Here is a 26,596-nt window from a genome sequence, read left to right as displayed (position 1 = left end):
TCAGCGTCAGGCGTCAGGCGTCAGGCGTCAGGCGCAGCGAGATCGAGTTGATGCAGTAGCGCTGGTCCGTCGGGGTCGGGTAGCCCTCGCCCTCGAAGACGTGGCCCAGATGGGAGCCGCAGCGGGCGCAGCGGACCTCGGTGCGGACCATGCCGTGGCTGTGGTCCTGGACCAGCTCGACCGCGTCGGTGTCCTTCGGGTCGTAGAAGGAAGGCCAGCCGCAGTGCGACTCGAACTTCGTGTCGGAGCGGAACAGCTCCGCGCCGCAGGCCCGGCAGGAGTAGACGCCCGCGGTCTTGGTGTCCGTGTACTCACCGACGAACGCGGGCTCGGTGCCGGCCTTGCGCAGCACCGCGTACTCGGCGGCGGTGAGCTCCTCCCGCCACTGCTCGTCCGGCTTCTCGACGTCGTACGTCACGGTGGCTCCTTCAGCTCGACAGGTGGTCCAGGATGCGCGGGCCGAGGTCGGTGACGTCGCCCGCTCCCATGGTGAGAACCAGGTCTCCGGGCTTCGCCATTCCCGCGACGACCTCGGGGACCCGGTCCTTGTCGTGGACGGCGGTGACATCGGCGCCGGCGGCCGTCGCGGCGTCGATGATCAGGGCGCTGGTGACGCCCGGGACCGGGTCCTCGCGGGCCGGGTAGATGTCCAGGACCACGGAGGCGTCGGCGAGGGCGAGGGCCTGGCCCATCTCCGTGCCGAGCTCCTGGGTGCGGGAGAACAGGTGCGGCTGGAAGACGACGAGGAGGCGGGCGCCGGACGCGGCGCCGCGCATGGCCTCCAGGTCGGCGGTCATCTCGGTGGGGTGGTGGGCGTAGCTGTCGATGACCTGGACGCCGGCCGCCTCGCCCTTGAGCTGGAGGCGGCGCTTGACCCCGGTGTACTTGCCGAGGGCCGAGGCGAGGTTGTGGGCGGGGACGCCGAGGGCGATGCCGGCGGCGAGGGCGGCGACGGCGTTGAGCGCGTAGTGGCGGCCGGGCACGGAGACCGTGAAGGTGAGGAACTTCCCGCCCAGGACCACCGTGACCTCGCTGGTCAGCCCGCGCGGGGTGATCTTGTGGACGCGCACGTCGGCGGCCTCGGCCTCGCCGTAGGTGACGACGGTGAGCGCGGGCAGGGCCGCGCGGACCCGGCGGGTCAGCTCGACGGCGCCGGACTGGTCGGCCGAGACGACGAGCGTGCCCCCGGGGACGATCTTCCCGGCGAAGGTCTCGAAGGACTCGTAGATCTCGTCCATCGAGGCGTAGTTCGCGTGGTGGTCCAGCTCGACGTTGAGGACGATCGCGACGTCGGGGTCGTACTTCTGGAAGCTGCGGTCGCTCTCGTCGGCCTCGGCGACGAAGATGTCGCCCTCGCCGTGCGTGGCGTTGGTGCCCGGGCCCGCCAGGTCGCCGCCGATGGCGTACGAGGGGTCGAGGTCCAGCTCGCTCAGGGCGACGGCCAGCATCGAGGTGGTGGTGGTCTTGCCGTGGGTGCCGGCCACGGCGATCGAGCGCAGCCCGCCCATCAGCGAGGCCAGGGCGTCGGAGCGGTGCACGACGGGGACCGACAGCTCCCCGGCGCGCACCAGCTCCGGATTGTCGGGGCGGATGGCGCTGGATACGACCACGCAGCTGGCGTCGTCGGCCAGGTGCCCGGCGGCGTGGCCGATGTGCACGGTCGCTCCCAGCGCGCGCAGCGCCTCGGCCGTGGCGGACTCCTTGGCGTCGCTGCCCGCGACCTTCGCGCCGCGCTGGGCGAGGATCTTGGCGATGCCCGACATTCCGGCGCCGCCGATGCCGATGAAGTGGGGTCGTTCCATGGCGGCGGGGATGCCGGGTGCCATACGTGTCTCTCCCAGGTGCGTACGGGTAAGGGCTCCCAGCCTATTCGCTGTGGGCGAAGAGCTTGAGCACCGGGACGCCGACCTTGTGCCGGGCCCGGGACGCCCAGTCGCGGTGGAAGAACTCCTCGACGTAGTGGGGCGCGGTCAGCACGATGACCTCGTCGGCCCGGGACTCCTCGACCACCGAGGTGAGCTTGTCCAGGGGGTGGCTCTCGATCACCTGGCCGACGGCTTCGGAGCCCGCCTGGCGCAGGGCTTCGAGGGAGACCTGGAGGGCGAGCTCGGCCGACTCCCTGGCGCTCCTGCCCTCGGGCTCCTCGCTCTCGCGGGCCGCCTCCTTCAGTTCGCCCATCGCGAGGTCGTCGATGGCCCGCAGCAGGACGTCCGCCTGGTCGCCGCGCGGCTGCATGAGGACGACGAAGGAGGTGCGCTCCTCCCCGTGCAGGGTGGTGACGAATTCGACGTCCCCGGCGGTGAGGGCCTTCTCGATCATCAAAACGCTGGTGAACACCACAGAGCCCTTCTCTTCAGCGGCCGTCGCCGGCCACTGCCGAAACCATCCTTCCCCGCGCTCGCACGGGGTCTGCGAGATCCATTCTGCCCACCGAACGCTAACCGGAACGTGATATTCCGCTAATTGCCGCCGCAGGGCCCGGCGCGGGGAGAGCCCTGGGGCGTACGGGGCCGGCGCGGCTCAGTTCCGGCGGTAGCGGGTGAAGAGGAAGCCGTCCTCCTCCAGCAGCGAGGCCAGGACGAACCGTTTCGGCACGCCGACGGCGGGCCCGCCCGCGATCCGCTGGGCGTCACCGGCCGTGAGCATCGGCGCGACGGTCAGGCACAGCTCGTCCAGCACGCCTTCCGCCACGAACTGGCCGAGCAGCCGGGGCCCGCCCTCGGTGAGCAGCCGCCGGTGTCCCCGGTCGGCCAGCTCCCGCACGGCACGCGCGGGGTCGACGCGCGAGCCCTCGCCCGCGATCACCACCTCGGCGCCCGCCTTCCGGGCCGTCGCGATCCGGTCCGGGGGCGCGCCCGCACCGGTCAGCACGAGCGTCGGGACCAGCGGCGAGACGAAGAGCGGGAGCGAGAAGTCCAGGTCCAGGCTGCCGCTGACCACGGCGACGGCCGGGGCCGGGGTCTGGCCGGCCTCCGCCCGGCGGGCCGCGAAGGCGTCCCGCGCCCTGGCCGGCCGGTAACCCTCCTGGCGTACCGTCTCGGCGCCCGCGATCACCACGTCGGCCAGGCCCCGCAGGGTGCCGAAGATCCGCATGTCGCTCTCGCAGGAGATCGGCTGCGAGCGGCCGTCGTGCTGGGCGGCCCCGTCCAGGGTCGACACCATGTTGGCGCGCAGCCATGGGCCGTCCACGGCGGGATAGGCGTAGGCGTCGGCGAGGCGGTCCAGGCTCCAGTCGCCGGAGACGTCGGCCGCTGTCAGGTCGGTCACGGGGAACAGGCGTCGCATGTCCGGCAGTCTGGCACGGGTCGTAAACTTGACGGTTGTGTCGTCCTCCTACGCCGTGCCGGGGTCCAGCCCCATAGCCGATACGGCCCCGCTGTCCCTGTGCGCCCGCGAGCCGCACGTCCCCGCCGACCGCCTGGTCGCCGAGATGGTGCCGCCGCCGCGCTTCGACTCGGTGCGTTTCGATACGTACGTGCCCGACCCGAACCAGCCGAGCCAGACCGAGGCGGTCCGGGTGCTCAGCGACTTCGCCGCCGGGCTCGGCGGGGCGCACGCCTCGGGCTCCGGCAAGCGCAAGTGGTTCGGCCGCAAGGCGGCGGCTGCGCCCTCCGGCCCGCGCGGGGTCTACCTCGACGGCGGGTACGGGGTCGGCAAGACCCACCTGCTGGCCTCGCTCTGGCACGCCACCCCGGCCGCCCCCTCGCTGAAAGCTTTCGGCACCTTCGTGGAGCTGACCAACCTGGTGGGCGCGCTCGGCTTCCAGCAGACCGTGCGGACGCTGAGCGGGCACCGGCTGCTGTGCATCGACGAATTCGAGCTGGACGACCCGGGCGACACCGTGCTGGTGTCCTCGCTGCTCAGCCGGCTGGTCGAGGAGGGCGTGGCGCTGGCCGCGACCTCCAACACGCTGCCCGGCAAGCTCGGCGAGGGCCGGTTCGCCGCCGCCGACTTCCTGCGCGAGATCCAGGGCCTGTCCGCGCACTTCCGCCCGCTGCGCATCGACGGCGAGGACTACCGCCACCGGGGTCTGCCCGAGGCCCCGCCGCCGTTCTCGGACGAGCAGGTCACCAAGGCCGCGTACGCCACGCCGGGCGCCAGCCTGGACGACTTCCCGGCGCTCCTCGACCACCTGGCCCGCGTCCATCCGAGCCGCTACGGGGCGCTGACGGACGGGGTGCGGGCGGTGTGCCTGACGGAGGTGCGGCCGGTGCCCGACCAGTCGACCGCGCTGCGGCTCGTGGTCCTCGCCGACCGGCTGTACGACCGGGAGGTGCCGGTCCTCGCGTCCGGGCTGCCCTTCGATGAGCTGTTCAGTGAGGAGATGCTGAACGGCGGGTACCGGAAGAAGTACTTCCGGGCGATCTCCCGGCTCACGGCGCTGGCGCGTGACGCGAAGGGGCTGGTGGCGCAGTAGGTTCGGGGGCGTAAGGACGTACCACCGGCGGCGTACGACGCAGTGCCCCGCCGTCCCCGTACAACCGCGCATTCCGTTCGAAGGGAACCAGCATGGCTACCACGCGTCAGGCTCACACGGTCTGGGAAGGCAATCTGGCCGAGGGCTCGGGCGTCGTCACGTTCGACTCCTCCGGGATCGGCGACTACCCGGTCTCCTGGCCGTCCCGCGCGGAGGAGGCGAACGGGAAGACCAGCCCGGAGGAGCTGATCGCCGCGGCCCACTCCAGCTGCTTCTCGATGGCGCTCTCGCACGGCCTGAGCGGCGCCGGCACCCCGCCGGCCCGGCTGGACACCAAGGCCGAGGTGACCTTCCAGCCGGGCACCGGCATCACCGGCATCCACCTCACCGTCGTCGGCGAGGTGGATGGTCTGGACGAGGCCGGCTTCGTCAAGGCGGCCGAGGACGCCAAGGCCAACTGCCCGGTCAGCCAGGCGCTTTCGGGCACCACGATCACGCTGAGCGCGTCGCTCGCCTGACCTTCTCCCCCCTGTGTCCCCGGGCGGTCCGCCCGGGGACACAGCCGTTTCCGCACCGGCCGTGTTCACCTCCCGGCCATCTCCGATTCTCCTGCAATCCACCCTGGTTTCTCATCGCTTCCTCATCCGTCGTTGGTTCCGTGGCGCGGGCCGGCCGGTCCGGCACGGACGACGAAGGAGGCGCACGGTGTCGCGACCCGACACAGCCACGACGGACCCCCCACCGCTGCATGTGGCGAGCAGGCTGCACGCCTTCAACAGATACGAGCTGAAGTACCTGGTCCCGGTCGAGCAGGCCGCCGAACTGCGCGACGAGCTCGGTGAGCGGATGGACCGGGACCTGAACAGCCCGGCCGGCGGGTACGGGGTGTGGAGCCTGTACTACGACTCCCCCGGGCTGCGGTTCTACTGGGAGAAGATCGAGGGCCTGAAGTTCCGCCGCAAGCTGCGTGTCAGGCACTACGGCGATCCGGCCGGGGTCACGGACGCCTCCCCGGTCTGCGTCGAGATCAAGCAGCGCGTCAACCGGGTCACCCAGAAGCGGCGCATCACCCTGCCGTACGCGACGGCTCGTCAACTCTGCGACGGGCGCGAGCTGGTGGACCACTCCCCCAGGGAGCGCGCGTTCGTCCACGAGGTGCTCGACCTGGTCGTACGGCTGAACCTCAGGCCCACCGCGATGACCGGCTACCAGCGCGAGGCGCTGGTCGGGCGCGCCGCCGACACCGGGCTCCGGGTCACCTTCGACCGGCGCATCCGGGGCCGCGACCGCGACTTCCACTTCGGGCAGCCCACTCCGGAGAACCGGTTCACCGTGCCGCCGCACCTGGCGGTGATGGAGATCAAGGTCAACGAGCGCACCCCGCACTGGATCACCGACCTTGCGGCCCGCCGCAACCTGAGCCTCGTCCGGGTCTCCAAGTACGTCCAGTCCATCGAGGCGTTCGGGCTGGCACCCCGGTCCGTCTTCCATCTCGCGGTACCCGAAGCAGGAGCACAGTGAATCTCGATCTGCAGGAACTCAGCGGGACGTTCAGCGTCGCCGACGTGGTCGCGGCGATGGCGCTGTCCTTCGTCCTGAGCACGCTCATCGGCTACGTCTACCGGTACACCCACCGGAACGTCTCGTACAGCCAGTCCTACGTCCAGACCCTGGTCATCGTCGGCATGATCGTCGCCCTGATCATGCTCGTCGTCGGGTCCAACCTGGCGCGGGCGTTCTCGCTGGTCGGCGCCTTGTCCGTGGTCCGGTTCCGGAACGCGGTCAAGGAGACCCGGGACGTCGGGTTCATCTTCCTGGCGATGGCGATCGGCATGGCCTGCGGCGCCCGCTTCTACACCCTGGCCGCGGTCGGCGCGGTCGTGATCTGCGCGGTCGTCGTCATCATGCACAAGTTCGACTGGTTCGCGCTGAACGTGCAGCGCCAGGTGGTCAAGGTCCAGGTCCCGGCGGGCGAGGACTACACACCGGGCATCCGTGACGTGCTGATCAAGTACACGACCGAATTCGAGCTGGTCTCCACGGAGACGATCCGGGGCGGCGCGCTGAACGAGGTGTTCTACACGGTCCGGATGAAGAAGGGCACCGAGCCGAGCGACCTGGTCACCGCCCTCCAGGAACGCACCTCCGGCCAGCGCGTAACGGTTCTGACCGGTTACGACACCACGGACCTGTGAGCCCCGTCGACGGCACGCCCCGCGGTCGACGGCTGCGCGACCGGGTGCCCGTGCGCCTGCGGCACCACTGGAAGCCCGCCGGCGCGCTGTGCGCCGGGCTCGCGGTGATGCTGTACGCGTTCGGCGACGCCCGGATCTCCCCGTACGTCACCTCCGCCTCGCGGGTGGAGGCGGACACGATCACGGACGACGTGCGGGGCACGGTCGGCCTCTACGACACGTCGGTGCGGCACTCCGTCCAACTGGAGTACGAGCAGACCGACTTCGACAAGATGATGAAGGAGTTCAAGAAGGACGGCACGAAGGACTCCATCCCGGCCGACCTCACGATCGACGGGGTCTTCCTGAGCGATGTCGGCATCCGCCTCAAGGGCAACTCGACCCTGAGGTCCCTTCAGGGGGGCAACCGGGGCGGTGGCCAGGGCGGCGGTCCGGGAGGCATGCCGGGCGGGATGCCTGAGGGGATGCCTGACGGCGGCATGCCGGCGGGCGGTACGGGACAGCGCGGCGGGCAGGCCCCGGGCGGCCCGGCCGGTGGCGGGCAAGTCCCGGGCGGGGCGGCCGGCGGGCGCGGCGGCGGAATGGCGCAGTACGACCTCTCCGCCGACAAGCCCGAGGAACTGCCCTGGCTGATCAAGATCGACGAGTACGTGGAGGGCCGCGCCTACCAGGGTGAGCGGGAGATCTCGCTGCGCCCGGGCAGCAACGCGCAGGTCCCCCTCAACGAGGCGCTGGCGCTCTCGCTGATCGACGGCACCGGGGAGCCGGCCGAGCGGTACGGCTTCACGACCCTGAAGGTCAACAACCGGCCGACGGCCGTCCGGCTGATGGTCGAGAACCCGGACACCGAGTACGCGGAGGCGGCCGGGGGCGAGTCCGTGGTCTACAAGGCGAGGGCGGGCGGCACGTTCGACTACCAGGGGGACGACCCGTCGAAGTACGAGACGTCCTTCCGGCAGCTCAACAAGGTCGGCAGCCAGGACCTGGAACCGGTCATGAAGCTGACCGAGTGGGTCGAGAAGTCCTCCGACGAGGAGTTCGCCGCCGATCTCGGCACGTACGTCGACGTCGACTCGTTCGCCCACTACGTCGCCACGCAGAACCTGCTGATGAACTTCGACGACATGGCGGGCCCGGGGAAGAACTACCTCCTCGGTTACGACCTGAACAGCAAGAAGTTCTCGGTGCTCGGCTGGGACTACAACCTCACCTTCAGCGGGGACGCGACGGCGGGGCCGGACGACCGGATGAGCATGGGCGCGGGACCCGGCGGCGGCCGAGGCGGCGGCCCCGGCGGAGCGCAGGGCCCCGGCGGAGCGCAGGGCGGCGGCCAGCAGCCGGAAGGCATGCCCGAGGGGGCGCCCGAGGGTTTCCCCGGCACACCTGACGGCGACGACGCGGCCGGCGGGCGGCGCGGCGGCGGCATGATGTCCGGGCACGCCCTCAAGGACCGGTTCCTGGAGCTCGACGCCTTCGACGCGGTCTATCAGGAGGCGTACCGGGACCTGTACGAGAAGTTCTACGCCTCCGGGAAGGCGACGAAGTCCCTGGACGACCTCGCGGAGCAGGCGACCCGCGCCGGTGTCCCCGCGAAGGACGTGAAGAGCGCCGTCGGCGCCCTGCGCACCACGGTCACCGAGCGCACGGCGGCCCTGGCGAAGGACAAGGAGGTGACCGGCTGACCCCGGCGCGCCCCGGGCCCCCTCCGGGGCGCGCCGCCGTTCCTGTGAACGCGCACAAGTTCGGCCCGTAGCATCGCGCCGCACGGCGCCGCCCGGACCGTGTCCGCAACCTCGCGAGGTGATCCTTCCCATGGGCGACCGGTCCGCCCGGCACCGCGTCCTGGTCGTCGAGGACGACCCCGGTATCCGTACGCTGCTCACCTCCGCCCTGACCGCGGCCGGTCTCGGCGTCGCCTCGGCGGCGAACGGGCGGGACGCGCTGGACGAGGTGGCACGCCGCCGCCCGGACCTGGTCGTGCTGGACGTGACGCTTCCGGACACGGACGGCTTCGCCGTGACGCGGGCGCTGCGGTCCCGGGGCGACTACACCCCGGTGCTGTTCCTGACCGCGCGCACGGACATCGAGGACCGCATCATCGGGCTCAGCTCGGGCGGCGACGACTACGTCACCAAGCCGTTCCACATCCAGGAGATCCTGCTGCGCATCCGGGCCATCCTGCGCCGCACCGGCGGCGCGCCCCGCCCGCCGGCCGAGCAGCCGCCGCTGCGGTACGCGGACCTGAGCGTCGACCGCGAGCGGCACACCGTGCACCGGGGCGGGGAGCCGGTGCGGCTGTCACCGACCGAGTTCCGGCTGCTGGTGTGCCTGGTGTCGCAGGCCGAGAAGGTGCTGGAGAAGCAGGAGATCCTGCTGGACGTGTGGAGCTACGGCTTCGCCGGCGACACCCGCATCGTGGACACGTACATCAAGAACCTGCGCCGCAAGATCGACCGCGCGGACCGGCCGCTGATCCACACCGTGCGCGGCGTGGGCTACTGCCTGCGGCTGCCGCGCGAGAACGCCCCGTGAGGTTTCCGCCGCGCCGGCCCCGCTCGGTGCGGACCCGGCTGGTGCTGATCTCGGCCGTCCTCGCCACCGCGGCCGTGCTGGTCTCGCAGGCGGCGGGGCTCGCGGTGATGCGGTCGTGGCTGACGGGGCAGATCGACCAACGGCTCGTCCAGTTCCGCCCGCCGCCCCCGGCCGCGTACGGGAGGCCGCTCCACGGCCCCGCGCCGGAGGAGGCCCTGCCCTCCGACTTCCGAGTCTTCTTCTACGGCTCCGACGGGCGGCTCCGGCCCGATTCGCTCGGCAGCGGCGCCGGACGCCCCCGGCTGCCCGCGACCGCCTCCGGCCTCGCCCGGGAGCGCGGCCGGCCCGCCACCGTGCCGGACGCGGAGGGCGGTTCGGCGTGGCGGGTGGTCGCCGACACGGGTCCGGACGGGCGGCGCGTCGTCGTCGCGCTGCCGCTGGGCACGGTGGAGGGGGCCACGGCGAAGCTGCTGTGGTTCAGCCTCGCGATCGGGCTCGCCACCGCGGCCGGGGTCGGGCTGCTGGGCAGCGCCGCCGTGCGCCTGGGGCTGCGGCCGTTGGCCCGGATGGAGCGGACCGCGCTGCGGATCACCGGCGGTGAGTCGGCCCTGACGGTCACGGACACCGACCCGCGCACGGAGACCGGGCGGCTCGGGCTCGCGTTCAACACGATGCTCGGCCAGGTCCGGGCCGCTCTGCACCGCAAGGACGCGTCCGAGCGGCGGCTGCGCCGTTTCATGGCGGACGCGGGGCACGAACTGCGCACCCCGCTCACCTCGATCCAGGGGTTCGCCGAACTCCTCGTGGAGCAGCCGAGCCTGCCCGCCGCCCGCCGGCGCGAGGCCCATGTGCTGATCGCCCGGAACGCAGAGCGGATGAGCCGGCTCGTGGACGATCTCTTCCTGCTGGCCAAGCTGGGGTACGCCCCCGTGGCGCACCGCGAGACCGTGGACCTGCTGTCGCTCGCGGCGGACGGGGTCGGCGCGGCCGTGGTCGCGCATCCGGGCCGCGACGTGAGGCTGGCATCGCTGGCCGGGGGCGGAGGGGGCGGGTCCGGGGACGCGCTGGACGTGGTGGAGGCGCTGGGCGACGCCCACCAGCTCTCCCAGGTCATCGGCAATCTGCTGGCCAACGCCTGCGTGCACACCCCGCCCGGGACGCGCGTCGAGGTGCGGGTCGGCTCCGTGCGCACCGGCCCGGACACCGGCGGGACCGACCGGCCCGGCCGCTGCGGGGCGACGGCGGCGCTGCCCGCCGGGGTGGCGGCGTGCGTGGTGGAGGTCGCGGACGACGGGCCCGGGCTGGCGGCCGACGCGGCCCGGCAGGTGTTCGAGCGGTTCTACCGGGGGCCGTCTGCGGACCGGGAGGGCGGTCGGCCGGGGTCCGGGCTCGGCCTGTCGATCGCGGCGACCATCGCCGAGGCGCACGGGGGCCGGCTCGAAGTCGACACCCGGCCGGGCTACGGCTGCGTCTTCCGCCTGCTGCTGCCCCGGAGCGTCGGCTGCGGTCCGTGAAGGCCGGCATGACAACGTTCACCGGTGGCCTCGGATGGGCAGGGCTGCTCTTGACGAAGCCATGCCACCTGTCCCCCCAGCAGGGAGTCGCTCATGTCAGTCGCACCCCGCCCCGCCGCCACCCGGCGGAACGTTCTTGCAGCGGGCGGCGCCGCCGCCGTCTCGATCGCCTTCACCGGGGCGTTCACCGAACTCTTCGCGGGCACCTCCGCCGCACGCGGTCACGAGGGTTACGGCCCGCTGGTGCCGGACCCGGACGGCCTGCTCGACCTGCCGAAAGGCTTCCACTACCGGGTGCTGTCCCGGGAGGGCGACCGGCTCCGTTCCGGCGAGGGGCGGGTGCCCAGCCACTGCGACGGGATGGCCGCGTTCAAGGCCCGGGGCGGGCACGTCCGGCTGGTCCGCAACCACGAGAACCGGGTGGACGCCGCGATCCCGGTGCCGGTGGTCGAAGGGCTGACGTACGACCCGACGGGCAAGGGCGGGTGTACGGCCCTGGAGCTCGACGGCCACAACCGCGTGCTGTCCGAGCGCGTCGCCATCGCCGGCACGGCGGTGAACTGCGCGGGCGGGCGCACCCCCTGGAACACCTGGCTGACCTGCGAGGAGACCGAGGACAAGGCCGGCACCAACGGCTACACCAAGGATCACGGCTACGTCTTCGAGGTGGACGGCGCCGACCCGCGCCGCACCGGCGCCGTCCCGCTCACGGCGATGGGCCGCTTCCAGCACGAGGCGATCGCGGTGGACCCGCGCGACGGGACGGTGTACGAGACGGAGGACGCCTTCGAGAAGCCGTTCGGGCTGTTCTACCGCTTCCTGCCGGAGAAGCCGCTGGGCGGCACGGGTTCGCTGCGGGCGGGCGGGCGGCTGGAGGCCATGCGGGTGCCGGGGGTGCCCGACCTCTCGGCCGTCCAGGAGACCGGGACGGTGTTCGACGGCGTCGAGTGGGTGCCCGTACCGGACCCGCAGGCCGTGGAAACGCCCATCCGTTTCCAGGACTTCGGCCGGAGGGGCATCACCCATGGCCAGAAGCTGGAGGGCTGCTACTGGGGCGGTTCGTGCGTCTACTTCGTCTCCAGCTTCGCGCACAGCGCGGAGGGCTCGGCGGCGGACCACTACGGGCAGGTCTGGCGCTACGACCCGCACCGCCACCGGCTCACGCTGGTCATCGCCTTCGGCCCGGACACCGGTCTCCAGCTCCCCGGCGAGTCCCCCGACAACATCACCCTGGCCCCCGACGGCGGCCTGATGGTCTGTGAGGACGGCCAGGGCGCCCAGCACGTGTTCGGCCTGACCCGGCGCGGCGAGGTGTACCCGATGGCACGCGGCCGGCAGAACATCGGGACGCCCGAGGAGCCGGAGTGGGGCGAATTCGCGGGCGTCACGTTCGCACCGGATTACGGGACGATGTACGTGAACGTCTATACACCGGGCACGACCTTCGCGGTCACGGGCCCGTGGCGCTGACGGGCTGACCGGAACCACGGCGCACCCCGCCGCGTCTTTGCATACGGCAACAAGGGGTTTGATCCATCCCGGTTGCCGGTGCAGGATGGCGGGGTGCGCTTCGGTGCGCCCGTGCTTCGGCGCGCCGGCGCCCGGACGCCGGGTGGAAGCGATTCTTTACGGGGGGCACCGTGACCAAGTGGGACATCGACCCCGACGGCGTGCGTCGGGTCCTGACGAAGACCGCTGAGGTGGGCGGCGACTTCGAGGCGGAGTTCACGTCGTACAACGACGGTCTGGTGGGGTCGGCGACATCGGCGGGCACGATGGTGCTGGGCGGCACCGAGATCCCGGCCGGTGGCGCGTTCGGGCCGGTGGCCCAGGCGTTGCAGGAGTTCCAGCAGCACACGCTCGACGACCTCAAGTTCCTCCCGGTGCGGGCGGCGAAGTCGATGACGGGGGCGCGGCTGGCCACTGAGGCGTACCTCGCGGGCGATCTGGAGATGGCGAAGAACAAACAGGAGCAGTATTCCAAGGCGCCGACCCCGGAGGAGCTGAAGGGGAAGGGTCCCGAGAAGTGATCGACCTGGCGAAGATCCCCTTCTTCACCGGCAATCTGGAGGCCCTGGAGAAGCACGCGGCCACGCTGAAGACGACCGCCTCCGACATCCGGACCACGGGCAAGGACGTCCACACGGCCTTCCAGGCGCTGGACCCGGTCTACGACGCCCCGGAGCAGGAGGAGTTGCTCGACTCCACGATGCCGGTACGCGACAAGGCCGACGCGTTCGCGGACAAGCTGGAGTCGGTGAGCGGGGCGCTCTCGGGGTTCGCGACGGCGGCCCGGCCGCTGGTGGCGAAGATGAACCGGCTCCGGGAGGACGCGGCGCGGTTCGTCGCGGAGAACAGGGACGACGACGACTGGCAGCAGGACCAGGACAAGATCGACGAGAACGCCCGGCTGGTGCACGAGGTCGGCACGACGTGGGTGGCCTTCCAGGGCGCCGAGCGCGACGCGGCCAACAAGATCACGGCGCTGGTGGGCGGGACGCACTTCGTCGTGGACGACGGTTCGCACAAGGCCGGGATGTACGGCTTCAAGGCGGACGACGTCAAGGACGCCGGTGAGACGCCGTGGGGCACGGTCGACGAGCGCGAGTACACCGGGCTGCGGGCCGCGTGGGAGTGGACGAAGGACAACGTCGGTGGTGCGCTGAAGGGGTTCTTCGTCGACGGGGTCTGGGGCACGATCACGGGCCTCGGCAGCATGGTCAACGTCTTCGACTGGGACAACTTCAAGAAGACCTGGTCGGGCATCGGTGACGTCTTCGGCGGCATCAGCGCGTACATCATGACGCCGTACGACTGGGCGATGGACAAGATGTTCGGCCCGGCGGACCACAGCGACAGCGACCGCCAGAAGGCGGCCCTGCGCAATTTCGGCAAGTCGCTGGTGGCCTGGGACGAGTGGGGGCACGACCCGTCACGCGCCTTCGGCACGGTGCTGTTCAACGTGGTGACCGTCGGTTCCGGCTCCCTGCTGAAGCTGGGCAAGGCCGGCAAGCTGGGCGCGGTCGCGGACGCCGCGTCGGTGGCGGGCAGGGCGGGCGCGCTGGTCGACCCGATGAGCTACCTGGGCAAGGCGGCGGGCGTCACCAAGATCAAGGTCGGCGACCTGCTGGACAGCCTGAGGACGAGTTCCGCGGGCGTGGACGACATGGCCCGTACGGCCCCGTCCGGCACGGCCCCGCACCCGACGGCCGAGACCCCGGGCCTCCACTACACCGACCACCAGGGCAACCCGCGCGTCGTCGGCGAGGACGGCGTCATCCGCGACGAGCACGGCAACCCCGTACCGGACACCGAGCCGGTCCCGGAGCCCCACAAGAACGAACTCCCGGACACGCACGAGCGCGTCCCGGACCGGGAGAAGGTCCTGGAGGGCGCGGGGGGCCCGGGGCACGTGGAGAACTCCGCGAAGCCGCCGCACTCCTCGCCGGAGGGGACGACGACGCACCACACCTCCCCGTCGACGGGCGGACATGTGACGGAGCACCCCACCGGCGCCGGTGGCGAGTCCGGTGCGGGGTCGCACACCGGCACCGGTGGTGGCAACAGCGGCGGCTCCGACACCGGCACGCCGGGCGGTGGCGGTGGCCACGGCGAGGGCGACAACGGATCCGGTGGCGGCGGGGACGGGCCTTCCGAGGGCCCGCACGGGGGCGGCGAACGCCCGAACGAACCGCTGCCCGCGTTCACACCGGAGGAACGGGCAGCCCACTGGGGCCACCTGGACGAGGTGGAACAGCGAGCCCCGGAGGAGTTCGACCATTTGAAGCACGACCCCGATCACAAGGGCCAGGTCGACGACAAGTCGATGGATGAAGCACGCGTCGGTCTCGATCTCCGCGAGAGCGGGCGCCTGCCGGAGGACATCCGGCGACCGGATGATGCCGACATGGGCGAATTCTACTCCGAGACCACCGGTGAGTACTATGACATCAAGGGTGTCCACTCCGACTACCCACCTTTCAATAACGTGCGCGACAAGTCGCAACCGTTCAAGGGTGCGTACGATCCCGCCAATAACGGCGCCTGGGTCAAGAAGCAGTTGGCGAAGCAGATCGAAGTCCGAGGCCGCATCGTCATCATCGATGTCCGTAACGCAAATCAAGCAGCGATAGACAGCGTCAAGGCAGCCGTCGAGAGCAATGGTTGGGGAGACCGTGTCATCTGGTATCCGTAAGAACTGGAATCCGGCCGCATTCCCCGCCGACCCTGCGGCCGTGAAGCAGCTCCGTGAGTGGCTCGCCTCCGATGAATTCAACCTCAACGGGATGGAGCGGGATTTCCGGGGCGCAGACCTCTCGGGTGGGGATTTCTCGAATTGCTGGTTCACCGACGCCGTACTCGTCGGTGTACGGCTCGTCGGAGCCTCCTTCTACCGTGCCGATCTCCAGTCGGCAGACCTGACGGGCGCGGACCTGACGGCAGCGGACCTGGTGAAGGCGAACCTGGATGAGGCCGTTCTCCGCTCGGCAGTGCTCGACGGGGCGGACATGGTCGGAGCCTCGTTGTCCGACGTGGACGCGAGGGGAGCCAGTTTCCGCGGAACACATTTCATCGGCGCGGAGTTGCTCGACACCGACATGAGGGGAAGCGACCTGTCCGACGCCGTGGTCAAGGAGAACTACTTCGAGATCAAGGTCGACGAAACCACGGTTTTTCGCGGCTTGACGGGCACGGTGTTCGGGCCGATCACCGTCATCAGTGATAATTCCTCGCGCCAAGTGGGCGGTGCGGAACTTGAGGCATGGATCAGTACGCGCGGCGGGCAGGTTCAGGTGATCCCGCCGCGCCGACCAGCAGTAGGTACGCGTTGACGAGAGTTCTGGGACCTGGACGACGTGGTGGAGCGGAACGCGACCGCGTCGCCGGGCTCGTCCATGTGATGAACGACCCCGGCGCCCCGCCCATGGACCGGTTTCTGGCCTGCCGGGATCTGACGGAAGAGGGCGAGGCGGCGGGGTTCGAGGCGGTGATCCGGGCGGCCGGTGAACCGGAGGGCACCCCGTGGTACGAGTTCTCGATCGACCGGAAGTTCTCCGTGGACAGCACGTTCTCGCAACTGGCGGTGGCCGTGGACGCGAGCCGCTACGAGGTCGAGGAGAAGGGGACGGCGGCGCTGCGCGAGGAGGCGTTCCGCGCGCTCGTGCGGCTTGCCGACACGCAGTACTTCGAGGACCGGCTCGGTGAACTGATCGACAGCGCCACGGTCAGGGCGGCGCTCGGCGGGATCAAGGAAACCATCGGCCGTGGCGTGCGCGCCCTGGCCGCCGGTGAGAAGCAGCGGTTCGACCTGGCCACCCAACTCGTGGACCTGGCCTGCGCCGTCGCCCCGGTCGACGGGCCCCTGTCGGTCGAGCTGGCCATGAGCGTGCTACGGGTCAGCGCCTCGCCCCGCACACTGGAGCACGCCGTCACCATCGTGTACCGGGCCCAGGGGCCGGAGATCCGGGAGTTCGGCGCGTACCTCACGACGGTCGGCAACGAGCGCGTACGGACGGAAGTCCGCGAGGCGTTCGAGGGCTCGCGGTGACGGAGACTCCGGTCCCGTGGCGGCCCGCCTCGTTCCCCGCCGACCCGGCAGCGGCGCGGCAGTTGAGGGAGTGGCTCGATGACACGAGTTACGCCCTGTACGGGGCGGGGCACGACTTCCGGGGTGCCGACCTCACGCACGGCGAATTTCCCGGCGCGTGGCTCGTCGACGCGGTGCTCACGGGTGTGGAGCTCGCGAACGTGTGTCTCTACCGTGCGGACGTGAGCGAGGCAGACCTGACCGGGGCGAACCTGGCCGGCGCCGACCTCGTCCGGGCCAAGCTCGACCGGGCCGTACTCCGGTCCGCCCGGCTCGACCACGCCGATATGGTCAAGGCGTCACTCCATGGCGTCGACGCGGCGGGGGCGAGCCTGCGCGGGACGCGCGTCATGGGCGCCTCGCTGTACGACGTGGACCTGCGGGGCGCGGACCTGACGGACGCCGTCCTGTCCCACAACACGTTCAAGGTGACCGTGGACGACACCACGCTGGTACGCGGCCTCACCGGCACGGTCTTCGGGCCGGTGACCGTGGTCGGCGGCGAGGGCCCCCGGCACGTGGGCGGCGCGCACCTGGAAGCATGGCTCGGCGCGCGCGGCGGTCAGGTCCGCGTACTCGAACCCCACCACACCCGAAGGACCCCCGCATGACCCAGGACGTCGTCGCACTCACCCGGCGCATGCCCGACTCGCTCAGTGTGCTGGCCGGACTGCTCGCCGGCGGGCCCGACTTGCGGGTGGGGACCGCCAAGGAGGGGGCGGTCGTGCAGTTGTGCGACGACGAGGGCCGGCCGCTCGTGTCCGTGGAGGTGCCGCTGTTGATCCAGGTGCCCGGGGAGGCCGTTCGGCTGCTCGGGGCGAAGGCCGCACCGGAAGGGGACGGGCCCTGGTGGTGGGTCGAGGCGCGGGCCGCCGCCGGGGTGGCCCGGGCCGAGGAGCTGGCCGGGGCCTTCGCCGCGCGGCTGACCATGCTGCTCGGCGGCACGGTCTGGCCGGCCGACGCCCCCGGCACCACCGGCGCCGCCAGCCCCGTCGACGTCTCGGGCATCACGGCCGTGCCCTCCCCCGCCGCCGCGCAGCCCGCCGTCGACATGCTCACCGCCAAGGCGGCCGTCGTCCTCCAGGACCGCCCGGTCGTCCCCATGACGAGCTGGCTGACGGAGGCGCTGCGGGCCACCGTGGAGAGCGACCGGTCGCTCCAGATCGTCACCCCGCCGCACTGCACGCTCTCCCTGCCGACACGGCTGCTGCTCCAGTCCACCTCCTCCCGCTGGGTCGTCCAGGACGAGCGCTGCGGCTACTACGACGGGCTCACCGGTGCCGTCCTGCGCTGGCAGGACGACGCGTTCGCGCCCGACCGGCGCGAGGACGGGCAGACCCCGGTGGCGGAGGCGTTCACCGAGGCCGGGCCCACCGGTGAGCGGCAGCTCGTCGTGTCGCTCCGGACCGTGCACCGCCCCACCGCCGACCTGGTGCTCGGCGGCGCCCTGGAAACCGCCTGGGAGGCGCTGACCGGCGCGCCCCCGGCCGGCTGGGGGACCTCGGAGCCGGCCGGGCTCACCTGGTCGCGGCGGCGGCTGACCGACCTGGCGTACGAGCGGGCGCCCCGGCCCACCTGGCTGGTGGCCGTGGGCGACCCGGACCGCCCGGCCGTCGCCACCCTCCAGGTGAACCGCACCCCGGACGGGGTGGAGGAGGACATCACCCTCGTCCTCGGCTACGGCCCCGACGAGGCACCGGCCCTGGAGGCGCTGCCGGGGCTCGCCGACGAGCTGGTCACCCGGCACGGGCTGCGCACCATGCTCTGCCAGCTGGCCGAGGGCCGCCGCGACCTCAACGCCCCGCCCCGCTTCGAACGTCCCCCGCTCCCGTACGCCTTCGCGCTCGGCTCCGCCGAGGTGACCGAGGTGGGACGCGACACCGCCGCCCGGACGCCGCTCAAGGAGGCGCCGGTGCGGCTGGGTCCCGGGGGCCGGCCGGGCTACTACTACCCGCTCGGCGACGGCGAGAGCGCCGAGAGCTGGGCGGCCCTGGAACAGCTGATGCGCCATCTGCGTGGGGCGCCGCCGGTCTAGCGCGCCAGCCCCGCACCCCTCCGGACGATCGGCTAGCGTCCGGAAATGATCAGATTTGCATATAAAGCGGTCGCTCTGGGTGTGCTGGGTACGGTGCTCGTCGGCTGCGGCCGGGCGCAGCCGACGAGCACCGCCGTCGAACGGCCGCCCGCCCCTCACGTCACGGAAAAGCCCCCCGTCATGGCCCCCGGTCCCGGCGGGCTGACCCCCGTCTTCAAGCGGGGGCCGCAGCAGGCCGCGAAGGTCGTCGCGCTGAGCTTCGACGCCGACATGACGGCCGACCAGGGGCCGCGCGCGGCGGCCGGCGAGCACTTCGACAACCCGGAACTGATCGCCCTGCTGCGCCGCCTGAAGGTGCCCGCGACGGTGTTCATGACCGGGCGCTGGGCCGAGGAGTACCCGGACCAGGCGCGCTCCATCGGCACCGATCCCCTCTTCGAGATCGGCAACCACTCCTACAGCCACTACGCCTTCACCACGCCCTGCTACGGGCTGCCGACGGTGGCGGAGGGCGCGGTGCGCGAGGAGGTCCAGCGGGCCTTCGGGGCGATCCGGGCGGCCGGCGCCCGCAATGTCGTGCCGTACTTCCGTTTCCCCGGCGGCTGTTACGACGACGCCACGCTGCGCGCCCTCGGACCGGAGAAGGTGACCGCCGTGCAGTGGGACGTCGTCAGCGGCGACGCCTTCGCGACGGACGCGGACGCGGTCGCCGAGCAGGTGCTCGACGGGGTGCGGCCCGGTTCGCTCGTCGTCATGCACTGCACCCGGAGCGCGGCACCGGTCACCGCCGAGGCGGTCCGCCGGGTCGTGCCGGAGCTGCGGAAGCGCGGCTACCGCTTCGTCAAGGTGTCCGAGCTGATGGCGGCCGGCTGAAGCGCCTCAGCCGGAGCAGGCCGTGCGCTGGGCCTCCTGCCACTCGCACACCGGGCACAGCGTGATCCCCTTGACCGACTCGGCGTATTCGGTGGGCTTCCGGCACAGCACGCACTCGGCGTACGGCGGCCCCTCGGCCCGTTCCGGCGACTCGGCGGGCGTCTCGCAGTAGGACCCGGATTCCGCTTCGGCCTGCTCGTTCCTGTCCTCACTCATACGTACGAGCCTACTCAGCCCCGCACCGAAGTGAGCCGGCAGACGAGCGCGAACGCGGCGGCCGTGACGGCGGCGGCCCCGAGCAGCGGCAGCACCGGCACCTGGACCGTGCCGGTCAGCGAGCCGGTGACCAGGCCCGTCACCGCGTACTTCGCGGGCGATCCGGCGGTGACCAGCGCCAGCAGCGCCACGAGCGCCGTCGCCGCGATGGACCAGCCGCGCCCGTGCAGCAGCGGCCGGGCGCACAGCGCACCGGCCGCCGCGCCCAGCAGCACGCAGCACGCGGTGGCGAGGAGTCCGGCGGCCCCGGCGGGCGGCAGGGGCACCCGCACCGAATGGTCGGTGCTCGCCGGGTCGCTGATCGCCAGGACCACGGCGGTGGCGGCGGTGCCGAGGAGCGCGGCGCCGCCCAGCGCGGTGAGCAGGGCCGCCAGATGGGCCCGGGCCTGCCCGCCGGCCGCCGCCGCGACGACCGCCCGGGCGGCGGGCGGCTCCTGGCCGACGCAGACGCGGACCAGCCAGGCGGTGACCGGGACCGTCCCGGCGGCGGTGTAGCCGAGCGAGTCGAGGACGGGCTGCCCGGAGCGGACGCCGACGGCGAGGAAGGCCAGGTACAGCAGCACCGGGGCCAGCCAGCGCTGGGAGCGTACGAGCAGGGCGGCCTGGTAGCGGATGAGCGCGGTCACGATGCCGGGTCCTCGTCCAGAGAGGGTGAGCCGTGCGGCTGAGGGACTCCGCCCGGCCCCGGCACCGGTCCCACCCGCCCGATGTGCCACGCCGGCCGGGCCGACAGCAGCGCGCCGAGCAGAGCGTCGGAATGCGCCGCCGGGACCGTGAGGCGGGCCGTTCCGTCGTCGGTCAGGGTGCACGCGGGGGTCCCGGGCAGCCCGGACGGGAGCGGGGTCCCCGGCGGGGCCGTCGCCTCGATGAGTACGCGGGGCTCAGGGCCCGCCGCGAGCGGGACGGCGGTGAGGCCCAGGCCCTCCGTCCGGTACGCCGCGTCGACGGCGCCCGCCAGGCGGCGCGGGTCGTGGTCGACGTACACCACCGTCGCCCCGGCGGCGACGCGCTCGGCCACGGCCCGGTCCAGCGCGCCGCGCGCCTCGGTGTCGAGGCCGGTCCATGCCTCGTCCAGCACCAGCAGTTCCGGTTCGGCGAGAAGCGCTTGGGCGACGGCGACCTTCTGGCTGGTGCCCTTGGAGAGTTCGGCGAGGGGCGTCCGGGCGTGCGCGGCGGCGCCGAACCGGGTGAGCCAGTGGTCCGCCCGGCGGGCAGCCTCCGAGGCGCGCAGTCCGTGGACGCGGCCGAGGTGGACGAGATACCCGGCGGCCGTGAACGGCAGGGCCGCCGGGAACCGCTCGGGGACGTACGCCGTGCGCGGCCGGCCCGTGATGCGGCCCTCGGTGGGGGCGTCGATCCGGGCCAGCAGCCGCAGCAGGGTGGACTTGCCGGTGCCGTTGGCGCCCTCGACGCGGACGAGGGCACGCGCGGGCAGGGCGAGGTCGACCCCGCGCAGCACCCAGGGGCCGGTGAGCCCGTACCGCCGGCCGGCTCCCCGCAGTCGCAGGACCTCCGTACCGGTGCTCAGTGGGAGGACGCCTTCTCGGGCTTCAGCTCGCTGGGCCGTACGATCACGAACCCCTGCCCGTCCAGGCGCAGTTGCACGGCCTCGCCCGAACCGCCCCGGATCATCGAGCCGACGCTCTGCGAGCGGTGCAGCGAGGTGTTCAGCTGGGCGCTCCAGCCAACGACGGCGTCGGTGTCCACGAAGACCGGCTGCTGCGGGGTGACGGGGATGACGATGGGATACCCGTCACACATCAGGCCCAGCTTGCCGTAGCCGGTGAAGACGCTGTTGAAGAGACCGCCGCCGGTCATCCCGGCGCCCTTCACGGTCTTTATCTCGTACGAGAGCGACGCGTCGAAGCACAGGACGTTGCGGCCGTTGATGGTGAGGGCGTCGCCCTGCTCCATCTCCACGATGAAGCAGTTCGCGGCCTCGTGCGCGAACCACGCCTCGCCCTGGCCGCGTACGGCCATCAGCGGCAGACCCTCGCCGGTGACCGCCCGCTTGAGCAGACCGCCGATGCCCTGGCTCTTGTGCTCGAACTGGAGGTTCCCGCGGAAGGCGACCATCGATCCCTGGCGGGCGTGCATCTCCCCGTTGACCGCGTACTTGATGGACTTGGCGTTCTGCAGCGTCATCCCGGGGACGGTCGCCTGCTCGGCCATGTGCTCACTGGAAAAGAGATCGCTCTTCATGAACGGCATCCTCACCCGGAGCCTTCTATTCCGCCAAGAACGGTGTCCGGGGCGGCTGGCAGACTGGGCGGGTGAGCAGCAACGACATTCCCGCGTCCCCGTCCGCCGAGCCCGCCGCCCTGCCGGTGGACAGCCCCTTCCGGTCCGAGCGGACGGACCGGGACGAGGCACCGCAGTACGTACTGCCGCTGGTGGTGCACATCGAGAAGACCGCGCCGCCGGCCCGCACCGACGCCCTGCGCACGGCCGCCCGCGCGGTGCTCGTGATGCTCTCCGACGAGCGGTCGGTGGGCGAGGGCGAGTGGGCGCGGGTGATGCGGGACTGGCAGGACGCCCGCATCCGCAAGGTGGTCCGGCGGGCCCGGGGCGCGGAGTGGCGCAAGGCGTCCGCCCTGCCCGGGATCACGGTGACGGGCGAGGAGGCGGAGGTGCGGGTCTTCCCACCGGTGCCGCTGGACGGCTGGCCGAAGGAGCTGGCCAAGCTCCAGGTCTCCGGGACGGACCTGGACGACCCGGAGCCGCCGGCCGCGCCCGACCCGGCGCACCCGGTGCTCTGGCTCAACCCGGACCTCGGCATGTCGGCCGGCAAGGAGATGGCGCAGGTCGGCCACGGGGCGCAGCTCGCCTGGTGGGAGCTGACGGAGACCGAGCGCAAGGCGTGGCGCGAGGCCGGCTTCCCGCTCTCGGTGGCCACGGCGGAGCCGGGCCGCTGGGCGGAGCTGACGGTGAGCGGGCTGCCGGTCGTGCGGGACGCGGGCTTCACGGAGATCGCACCGGGCTCGTGCACGGTGGTCGCCGACCACCCGGCGCTGCGGCGTTGAGCCCTGGGGAACCTCAAATGAAGCTCTGAACGTCCCCCCTTCCGGATTCGGGGCCGGGCTCCGGGGCCATCACCCCTGCACGAAGCGAGGGGGAAGCACCATGGGGGACGGGATGAGGCTGGGCATCGGGATCGGCTGGCGGCCGGAGATCGCCGGCGAGGTGGAGGCGCTGCCGGGGATCGACTGGGTGGAGGCGGTCGCGGAGAACCTCTGCGCCGACCACCTGCCCAACTCCCTGGTACGGCTGCGGGAGCGCGGGGTCACCGTGGTGCCGCACGGCGTCTCGCTGGGCCTCGGCGGCGCGGACCGGCCCGACCCCGGCAGACTGGCGGACCTCGCCGCCCGTGCCACGCTGCTCGGCGCGCCGCTGGTCACCGAGCACATCGCGTTCGTACGGGCGGGCGGGGCGCGCACCGGTTCGCCGGCCCTGGAGGCGGGTCATCTGCTGCCGGTGCCGCGCACCCGGGCGGCGCTGGACGTGCTGTGCGAGAACGTGCGCATCGCGCAGGACGCGCTGCCGGTGCCGCTGGCGCTGGAGAACATCGCGGCGCTGGTCTCCTGGCCGGACGAGGAGCTGACCGAGGGGCAGTTCCTGGCGGAGCTGGTCGGGCGGACCGGGGTGCGGCTGCTGATCGACGTGGCCAATCTGCACACCAACCACGTGAACCGGGGCGAGGACCCGGCGGTCGCGCTGGACGAGCTGCCGGTGGAGGCCATCGCGTACGTGCATGTGGCGGGCGGGGTCGAGAAGGACGGCGTGTGGCACGACACGCACGCCCACCCGGTGACCGCCCCGGTGCTCGACGTGCTGGCGGAGCTGCGGTCCCGGGTGGACCCGCCCGGCGTGCTGCTGGAGCGTGACGAGGCGTTCCCGCCGGCCGGCGAGCTGGCGGGCGAGCTGGACGCGATCCGTGGGGTGCTGGAGAAGGGCGGGGGCGCCTCGGCTGCCTGGGCGCCGCCGGAAGTGCCGCCCGCCTCGCCCGTCTCGGAGTCCGTACGGGACGGCGTCGCGGTCGCGCAGACCGCGCTGCTGTCCGCCCTGGTCGCCGGGACGCCCGCGCCGGAGGGGTTCGACCGGAGCCGGCTCCGGGTGCAGAGCCGCGCCCTGGCCGCGAAGCGCGCCGGTGTCGTGGCCAGGGTGGCGCCCGAGCTGCCGGAGATCCTGGGGGCCGGCTACCGGGCGGCGTTCCTGGCGTACGCCGGGGCGCGGCCCATGGCGTCGGGGTACCGGCGCGACGCCCTGGACTTCGCCGAGCACCTGCTCATCGCGGGCCGCCCCGAGGACGACGCGGCCCGCCGCCGGCTGACGCGGTGGTGGCGGGACCGGGCCGCCCCCAGGCCGCCCGGGCGCGCGACGCGGCTGGCCCGAGCGGCCCGTTCCGTGCTGGTGGGGCGGTGACGGGCATGGACGGAATTCTGGTGTGCCTCACGCTCGCGGTGATCGCCTCGTCCACCGTGCTGGTCTCCGGCCTGGCCCGCGCCCGCCGGGGGTCGGGCGGTCCGGCGCACGACCTGTCCGAGGCCGCGTTCCTGAACGGCGGGCCCGGCCGGGTCGTCGACTCCGCGCTGGCCGCCATGCACGCGGACGGCCGGCTGGCCGTCGGCGGCCCCGGCATCGTCGCCGTGCTCCGGCCGGTCGCGCACGACCCGGTGGAGCGGGCGGTGCTCCACGAGCTGGCCGCCGCGCCGAGCGGGGCGCTGGCAGCGCTGCGGGCGGCCGTGATGCGGCACCCGGCGGTGCAGGAGACCGGCGACGGTCTCGCCGCGCGCGGGCTGCTGGCCCGGCCCGGCGCCAACGCCGTGTGGCGCGTCTGGGGACCGATGCAGGCGCTGCTGTGCCTCGTGTCCGGCCCGGTCACGATCGGCCTGGCCATCGGCCACTTCATGGCGGACGACGGCGGTTCCGACTGGGCGCACCCGTTCGCCGTGGCAATGATCCCGGCCGTCGTCGTCGGCGTGGTGTCCGGGCTGGTCTGCGCGGCGGTGGCCCGGTCCCGGATCACCCGCGCGGGGCGCAGGGCGGCGGCGGAGTTCGGGGCCGCGCACGCCCACCGGACCGACCCGGCGTTCCTGGTGGCGACCCGGGGGCTGCGCGGCGTCCCGGACGCGGAGCTGCGGACGCACCTGGTCACGGCGGCCCGGACCGGGTCCGCCTCCTCCTCGCCCACCTCCTCCGCCTCCTCCTCGTCCACCTCGGACGGCTCCTCGGCGCTGCTGGTCGCGCCGGCCGTGTGGTGCGCGGGGGCGAGCCCCGGCGGCGGCTGCGGCAGCTCCTCGGGCAGCGGCTGCGGCGGAGGCGGCGGGACGAGCTGTGGCGGCGGCAGTAGTTGCGGCGGCGGCTCCAGCTGCGGGGGCGGCAGCAGTTGCGGGGGCGGGTCGAGCTGCGGCGGTGGCTCCAGCTGCGGGGGCGGGTCGAGCTGCGGCGGCGGGTCCTGAGACAGGCCGTCCGTCTGCTGGACAAGCTATGGCGCAACGGGCGGTTCCGGCATAGAAATCCGGCATGGTGCCGTTTCTGTTGCTGCTGGTCGCGTGGGGTGCGGCGGGTCTTTCCTGCGCCAGGCTCTGTCTCGCCGGGGCCCGCGCGGCCCGGCGGCCGGAGGGTGCGACCGGCGGGCGCGGACGGCAACTCACGCTGTACGAGGCGGCGTTCCTGGCCGGCGGGCCCGGCAGGGTCGCGGACCTGGCGCTGGTCTCCATGCATCTGCGGCGCCGGCTGCTGCTGGCCCACACCGGGTGGGCGACGGTCGTGGACCCCGAGGGCCGCGACGAGGTGGAACGTACGGTGATCCGCGCCATAGGGCCGGAGGGCCAGTCGCCGATAGCGCCGGTGCGCGCGTCGGCCGCCGCCGCCGACGCCGTACGCGCCGTGGCCGACCGGCTCGTCGCCGCCGGGCTGGCGGTCCCGCGCGGGGCGGACGTCGCCTCGGCGGTGCGGGCGGTGCGCGGGGCGGCGCTGCTGGTGGCCGCGCTGGGCGCCGCCGCCCTGCTCGCACCCGACGGCGGGGGCGTGGCCCCGAGGCCGGTGTGGTTCGCGCTGCCGCTCACGCTGACCCTGGGCTGCCTGGCCATAGCCCGGATCGAGGCGCACCCCTACGGTGCGTGGGCCTCCCCGGACGGGCAGCGGCTGCTGGCGGCGTGCGCGGTGCCGGGGGACGGCGCGACGGGGGACACGCTGGTGACGGTCGCGGTGCGCGGGGTGGAAGCGGTGGACGACCCGGCGCTGCGGGCCGCGCTGACCGGCCGGGCAGGCGTACGCGGCCGGCTGGGCCTGGAATGACGAACGGTGCGGCGCGCCCGAAGCGCGCCGCACCGCTGAGCCGAACCCGGTGTCGCTGGACCAGCGGGCGGCACGAAGTGCCGTATGCCCGCCGTCTGATCTTCCGGGTTGGGGTGGTCACAAGCCCGTTCGCTAGGCGAGCCCGGCCACCAGGTCCGCGACCGACTTGCGCCGGCCGGTGAAGAAGGGGACCTCCTCGCGGACGTGCATCCGCGCCTCGGAGGCCCTGAGGTGACGCATCAGGTCCACGATGCGGTACAGCTCGTCCGCCTCGAACGCCAGCATCCACTCGTAGTCGCCGAGCGAGAACGAGGCGACGGTGTTGGCGCGCACGTCGGGGTAGCCGCGGGCCATCTTGCCGTGGTCGGCGAGCATGCGGCGGCGGTCCTCGTCGGGCAGCAGGTACCAGTCGTACGAGCGCACGAAGGGGTAGACGCTGACGTAGTCGCGCGGCGTCTCGTCGGCGAGGAACGCCGGGATGTGCGACTTGTTGAACTCGGCGGGGCGGTGCAGCGCCATGTTCGACCAGACCGGCTCCAGGTGGCGGCCGAGCCGGGTGCGGCGGAAGAGGTTGTACGCCTCCTGGAGCTCGTCCGCGGTCTCCGCGTGCCACCAGATCATGAGGTCGGCGTCGGCCCGGAGGCCCGAGACGTCGTACGTGCCGCGGATGGTGACGTCCTTGCCGGCGAGCTGGTCGAACAGCTCCTGGACCTCGCCGGACACGGCCGCGCGGTCGGTGTCGGCGGGCAGGACGTCGCGCAGCTTGAAGACGGACCACAGCGTGTAGCGGATGACCTCGTTGAGGTCCTTGGCCTTCTTGCCGGCGTTCGGAGCCTTGCTTGATGTCGCAGTCTCGGGTGCACTCAT

28 protein-coding genes are annotated in these 26,596 nt (G+C 72.7%); 19 read left to right on the top strand and 9 right to left on the bottom strand.

The genetic code is table 11. The features are described 5' to 3' along the window. Positions 1-13 precede the first annotated feature (13 nt). The 4 genes from msrB to FKN01_RS17690 all read right to left on the bottom strand — a co-directional run bounded on the left by msrB (position 14) and on the right by FKN01_RS17690 (position 3,285). Entirely contained in the window at positions 14-418 is a 405-nt protein-coding gene (gene msrB / locus FKN01_RS17705) for a peptide-methionine (R)-S-oxide reductase MsrB (RefSeq protein WP_143621633.1), read from the bottom strand. A gap of 10 nt (positions 419-428) precedes the next feature. After that, on the bottom strand, positions 429-1,826 hold the full coding sequence (murC, locus tag FKN01_RS17700; protein WP_143621630.1) for a UDP-N-acetylmuramate--L-alanine ligase: 1,398 nt from the start codon (positions 1,824-1,826) through the stop codon (positions 429-431). Between the two features lie 40 nt (positions 1,827-1,866). Then, positions 1,867-2,319 (bottom strand): indole-3-glycerol phosphate synthase, encoded by a 453-nt coding sequence (locus tag FKN01_RS17695; protein WP_143621679.1) that lies wholly within the window; start codon positions 2,317-2,319, stop codon positions 1,867-1,869. Positions 2,320-2,520: 201 nt separating this feature from the next. Then, the gene (locus FKN01_RS17690) at positions 2,521-3,285 is read right to left on the bottom strand and encodes a pyrimidine reductase family protein (protein WP_143621627.1); all 765 of its coding nucleotides are present in this window, start codon (positions 3,283-3,285) and stop codon (positions 2,521-2,523) included. 37 nt (positions 3,286-3,322) lie between these two features. Here FKN01_RS17690 and zapE point away from each other — a divergent pair, with 37 nt between their 5' ends. From zapE to FKN01_RS17615, 15 genes are all read left to right on the top strand, one after another. Further along, positions 3,323-4,417, top strand: a complete 1,095-nt coding sequence (zapE, locus tag FKN01_RS17685; RefSeq protein ID WP_143621624.1) for a cell division protein ZapE — start codon at positions 3,323-3,325, stop codon at positions 4,415-4,417. Between the two features lie 92 nt (positions 4,418-4,509). Further along, the gene (locus FKN01_RS17680) at positions 4,510-4,935 is read left to right on the top strand and encodes an OsmC family protein (protein ID WP_143621621.1); all 426 of its coding nucleotides are present in this window, start codon (positions 4,510-4,512) and stop codon (positions 4,933-4,935) included. Positions 4,936-5,122: 187 nt separating this feature from the next. Then, the gene (locus tag FKN01_RS17675) at positions 5,123-5,938 is read left to right on the top strand and encodes a polyphosphate polymerase domain-containing protein (protein ID WP_143621618.1); all 816 of its coding nucleotides are present in this window, start codon (positions 5,123-5,125) and stop codon (positions 5,936-5,938) included. Further along, on the top strand, positions 5,935-6,612 hold the full coding sequence (locus FKN01_RS17670) for a DUF4956 domain-containing protein (RefSeq protein WP_143621615.1): 678 nt from the start codon (positions 5,935-5,937) through the stop codon (positions 6,610-6,612). Before FKN01_RS17675 ends, FKN01_RS17670 begins: the two co-directional genes overlap by 4 nt. Then, positions 6,609-8,294 carry a CotH kinase family protein gene (locus tag FKN01_RS17665; protein WP_143621612.1) on the top strand — a complete coding sequence of 562 codons (1,686 nt, stop codon included), beginning with the start codon at positions 6,609-6,611 and terminating at the stop codon, positions 8,292-8,294. Before FKN01_RS17670 ends, FKN01_RS17665 begins: the two co-directional genes overlap by 4 nt. Before the next feature lie 130 nt (positions 8,295-8,424). After that, a complete protein-coding gene (locus FKN01_RS17660) occupies positions 8,425-9,144 on the top strand; it encodes a response regulator transcription factor (RefSeq protein ID WP_143621675.1) in 720 nt (239 codons plus the stop codon). After that, positions 9,141-10,658, top strand: a complete 1,518-nt coding sequence (locus FKN01_RS17655) for a cell wall metabolism sensor histidine kinase WalK (RefSeq protein ID WP_143621610.1) — start codon at positions 9,141-9,143, stop codon at positions 10,656-10,658. The genes FKN01_RS17660 and FKN01_RS17655 overlap by 4 nt, the downstream gene beginning before the upstream one ends. A 93-nt stretch (positions 10,659-10,751) precedes the next feature. Further along, the gene (locus tag FKN01_RS17650) at positions 10,752-12,128 is read left to right on the top strand and encodes an alkaline phosphatase PhoX (RefSeq protein WP_143621607.1); all 1,377 of its coding nucleotides are present in this window, start codon (positions 10,752-10,754) and stop codon (positions 12,126-12,128) included. 170 nt (positions 12,129-12,298) lie between these two features. Next, positions 12,299-12,688, top strand: a complete 390-nt coding sequence (locus FKN01_RS17645; RefSeq protein WP_143621604.1) for a DUF6507 family protein — start codon at positions 12,299-12,301, stop codon at positions 12,686-12,688. After that, the gene (locus tag FKN01_RS17640; protein WP_260696934.1) at positions 12,685-14,853 is read left to right on the top strand and encodes a hypothetical protein; all 2,169 of its coding nucleotides are present in this window, start codon (positions 12,685-12,687) and stop codon (positions 14,851-14,853) included. Before FKN01_RS17645 ends, FKN01_RS17640 begins: the two co-directional genes overlap by 4 nt. Positions 14,854-14,893: 40 nt before the next feature. After that, the gene (locus FKN01_RS17635; protein WP_260696933.1) at positions 14,894-15,490 is read left to right on the top strand and encodes a pentapeptide repeat-containing protein; all 597 of its coding nucleotides are present in this window, start codon (positions 14,894-14,896) and stop codon (positions 15,488-15,490) included. Between the two features lie 68 nt (positions 15,491-15,558). After that, positions 15,559-16,206, top strand: a complete 648-nt coding sequence (locus FKN01_RS17630) for a hypothetical protein (RefSeq protein WP_143621598.1) — start codon at positions 15,559-15,561, stop codon at positions 16,204-16,206. Continuing rightward, positions 16,203-16,856, top strand: coding sequence for a pentapeptide repeat-containing protein (locus FKN01_RS17625; RefSeq protein WP_143621595.1), 654 nt, complete (start codon positions 16,203-16,205; stop codon positions 16,854-16,856). The genes FKN01_RS17630 and FKN01_RS17625 overlap by 4 nt, the downstream gene beginning before the upstream one ends. After that, positions 16,853-18,280: a DUF6177 family protein gene (locus tag FKN01_RS17620; RefSeq protein ID WP_143621592.1), complete on the top strand. Its 1,428-nt coding sequence runs from the start codon at positions 16,853-16,855 to the stop codon at positions 18,278-18,280. Before FKN01_RS17625 ends, FKN01_RS17620 begins: the two co-directional genes overlap by 4 nt. A gap of 45 nt (positions 18,281-18,325) precedes the next feature. Continuing rightward, positions 18,326-19,153 (top strand): polysaccharide deacetylase family protein, encoded by an 828-nt coding sequence (locus tag FKN01_RS17615; protein ID WP_185992878.1) that lies wholly within the window; start codon positions 18,326-18,328, stop codon positions 19,151-19,153. Positions 19,154-19,159: 6 nt separating this feature from the next. Here FKN01_RS17615 and FKN01_RS17610 read toward each other — a convergent pair whose 3' ends face one another. The 4 genes from FKN01_RS17610 to FKN01_RS17600 all read right to left on the bottom strand — a co-directional run bounded on the left by FKN01_RS17610 (position 19,160) and on the right by FKN01_RS17600 (position 21,631). Beyond that, positions 19,160-19,369: a hypothetical protein gene (locus FKN01_RS17610; RefSeq protein WP_143621589.1), complete on the bottom strand. Its 210-nt coding sequence runs from the start codon at positions 19,367-19,369 to the stop codon at positions 19,160-19,162. Positions 19,370-19,383: 14 nt separating this feature from the next. Then, a complete protein-coding gene (locus FKN01_RS33260; RefSeq protein ID WP_260696932.1) occupies positions 19,384-20,055 on the bottom strand; it encodes an ABC transporter in 672 nt (223 codons plus the stop codon). Continuing rightward, positions 20,052-20,888 (bottom strand): ATP-binding cassette domain-containing protein, encoded by an 837-nt coding sequence (locus FKN01_RS33255; protein WP_260696931.1) that lies wholly within the window; start codon positions 20,886-20,888, stop codon positions 20,052-20,054. The genes FKN01_RS33260 and FKN01_RS33255 overlap by 4 nt, the downstream gene beginning before the upstream one ends. Positions 20,889-20,953: 65 nt before the next feature. Beyond that, entirely contained in the window at positions 20,954-21,631 is a 678-nt protein-coding gene (locus FKN01_RS17600; protein WP_143621586.1) for an AIM24 family protein, read from the bottom strand. A gap of 71 nt (positions 21,632-21,702) precedes the next feature. On the opposite strand from FKN01_RS17600, the gene FKN01_RS17595 reads away from it, so the two are divergent. From FKN01_RS17595 to FKN01_RS17580, 4 genes are all read left to right on the top strand, one after another. Next, positions 21,703-22,452, top strand: coding sequence for a peptidyl-tRNA hydrolase (locus FKN01_RS17595; RefSeq protein ID WP_143621584.1), 750 nt, complete (start codon positions 21,703-21,705; stop codon positions 22,450-22,452). Positions 22,453-22,564: 112 nt separating this feature from the next. Beyond that, the gene (locus FKN01_RS17590; RefSeq protein ID WP_143621665.1) at positions 22,565-23,851 is read left to right on the top strand and encodes a DUF692 domain-containing protein; all 1,287 of its coding nucleotides are present in this window, start codon (positions 22,565-22,567) and stop codon (positions 23,849-23,851) included. Next, positions 23,767-24,888, top strand: a complete 1,122-nt coding sequence (locus FKN01_RS17585) for a TIGR04222 domain-containing membrane protein (protein WP_143621668.1) — start codon at positions 23,767-23,769, stop codon at positions 24,886-24,888. The genes FKN01_RS17590 and FKN01_RS17585 overlap by 85 nt, the downstream gene beginning before the upstream one ends. A gap of 64 nt (positions 24,889-24,952) precedes the next feature. Beyond that, entirely contained in the window at positions 24,953-25,729 is a 777-nt protein-coding gene (locus FKN01_RS17580) for a TIGR04222 domain-containing membrane protein (RefSeq protein ID WP_143621562.1), read from the top strand. Between the two features lie 132 nt (positions 25,730-25,861). Here the strand turns inward: FKN01_RS17580 and hemQ are convergent, their stop codons facing one another. After that, a complete protein-coding gene (hemQ, locus tag FKN01_RS17575) occupies positions 25,862-26,596 on the bottom strand; it encodes a hydrogen peroxide-dependent heme synthase (protein WP_143621559.1) in 735 nt (244 codons plus the stop codon).

This window comes from Streptomyces sp. 130 (assembly GCF_007096885.1).
In the GTDB taxonomy this organism is placed as follows: Bacteria; Actinomycetota; Actinomycetes; order Streptomycetales; family Streptomycetaceae; genus Streptomyces.
The sequence above is the reverse complement of the archived record's forward strand: the minus strand, read 5'-3'. Positions and strand labels throughout refer to the sequence as shown.

Coding starts and splice junctions, on each gene's coding strand:
- murC (WP_143621630.1), bottom strand. CDS start 1,826: ATGGCACCCGGCATCCCCGCCGCCATGGAACGACCCCACTTCATCGGC.
- FKN01_RS17695 (WP_143621679.1), bottom strand. CDS start 2,319: ATGATCGAGAAGGCCCTCACCGCCGGGGACGTCGAATTCGTCACCACC.
- FKN01_RS17690 (WP_143621627.1), bottom strand. CDS start 3,285: ATGCGACGCCTGTTCCCCGTGACCGACCTGACAGCGGCCGACGTCTCC.
- FKN01_RS17680 (WP_143621621.1), top strand. CDS start 4,510: ATGGCTACCACGCGTCAGGCTCACACGGTCTGGGAAGGCAATCTGGCC.
- FKN01_RS17660 (WP_143621675.1), top strand. CDS start 8,425: ATGGGCGACCGGTCCGCCCGGCACCGCGTCCTGGTCGTCGAGGACGAC.
- FKN01_RS17650 (WP_143621607.1), top strand. CDS start 10,752: ATGTCAGTCGCACCCCGCCCCGCCGCCACCCGGCGGAACGTTCTTGCA.
- FKN01_RS17630 (WP_143621598.1), top strand. CDS start 15,559: ATGAACGACCCCGGCGCCCCGCCCATGGACCGGTTTCTGGCCTGCCGG.
- FKN01_RS17620 (WP_143621592.1), top strand. CDS start 16,853: ATGACCCAGGACGTCGTCGCACTCACCCGGCGCATGCCCGACTCGCTC.
- FKN01_RS17615 (WP_185992878.1), top strand. CDS start 18,326: ATGATCAGATTTGCATATAAAGCGGTCGCTCTGGGTGTGCTGGGTACG.
- FKN01_RS17610 (WP_143621589.1), bottom strand. CDS start 19,369: ATGAGTGAGGACAGGAACGAGCAGGCCGAAGCGGAATCCGGGTCCTAC.
- FKN01_RS17600 (WP_143621586.1), bottom strand. CDS start 21,631: ATGAAGAGCGATCTCTTTTCCAGTGAGCACATGGCCGAGCAGGCGACC.
- FKN01_RS17590 (WP_143621665.1), top strand. CDS start 22,565: ATGAGGCTGGGCATCGGGATCGGCTGGCGGCCGGAGATCGCCGGCGAG.
- FKN01_RS17580 (WP_143621562.1), top strand. CDS start 24,953: ATGGTGCCGTTTCTGTTGCTGCTGGTCGCGTGGGGTGCGGCGGGTCTT.
- hemQ (WP_143621559.1), bottom strand. CDS start 26,596: ATGAGTGCACCCGAGACTGCGACATCAAGCAAGGCTCCGAACGCCGGC.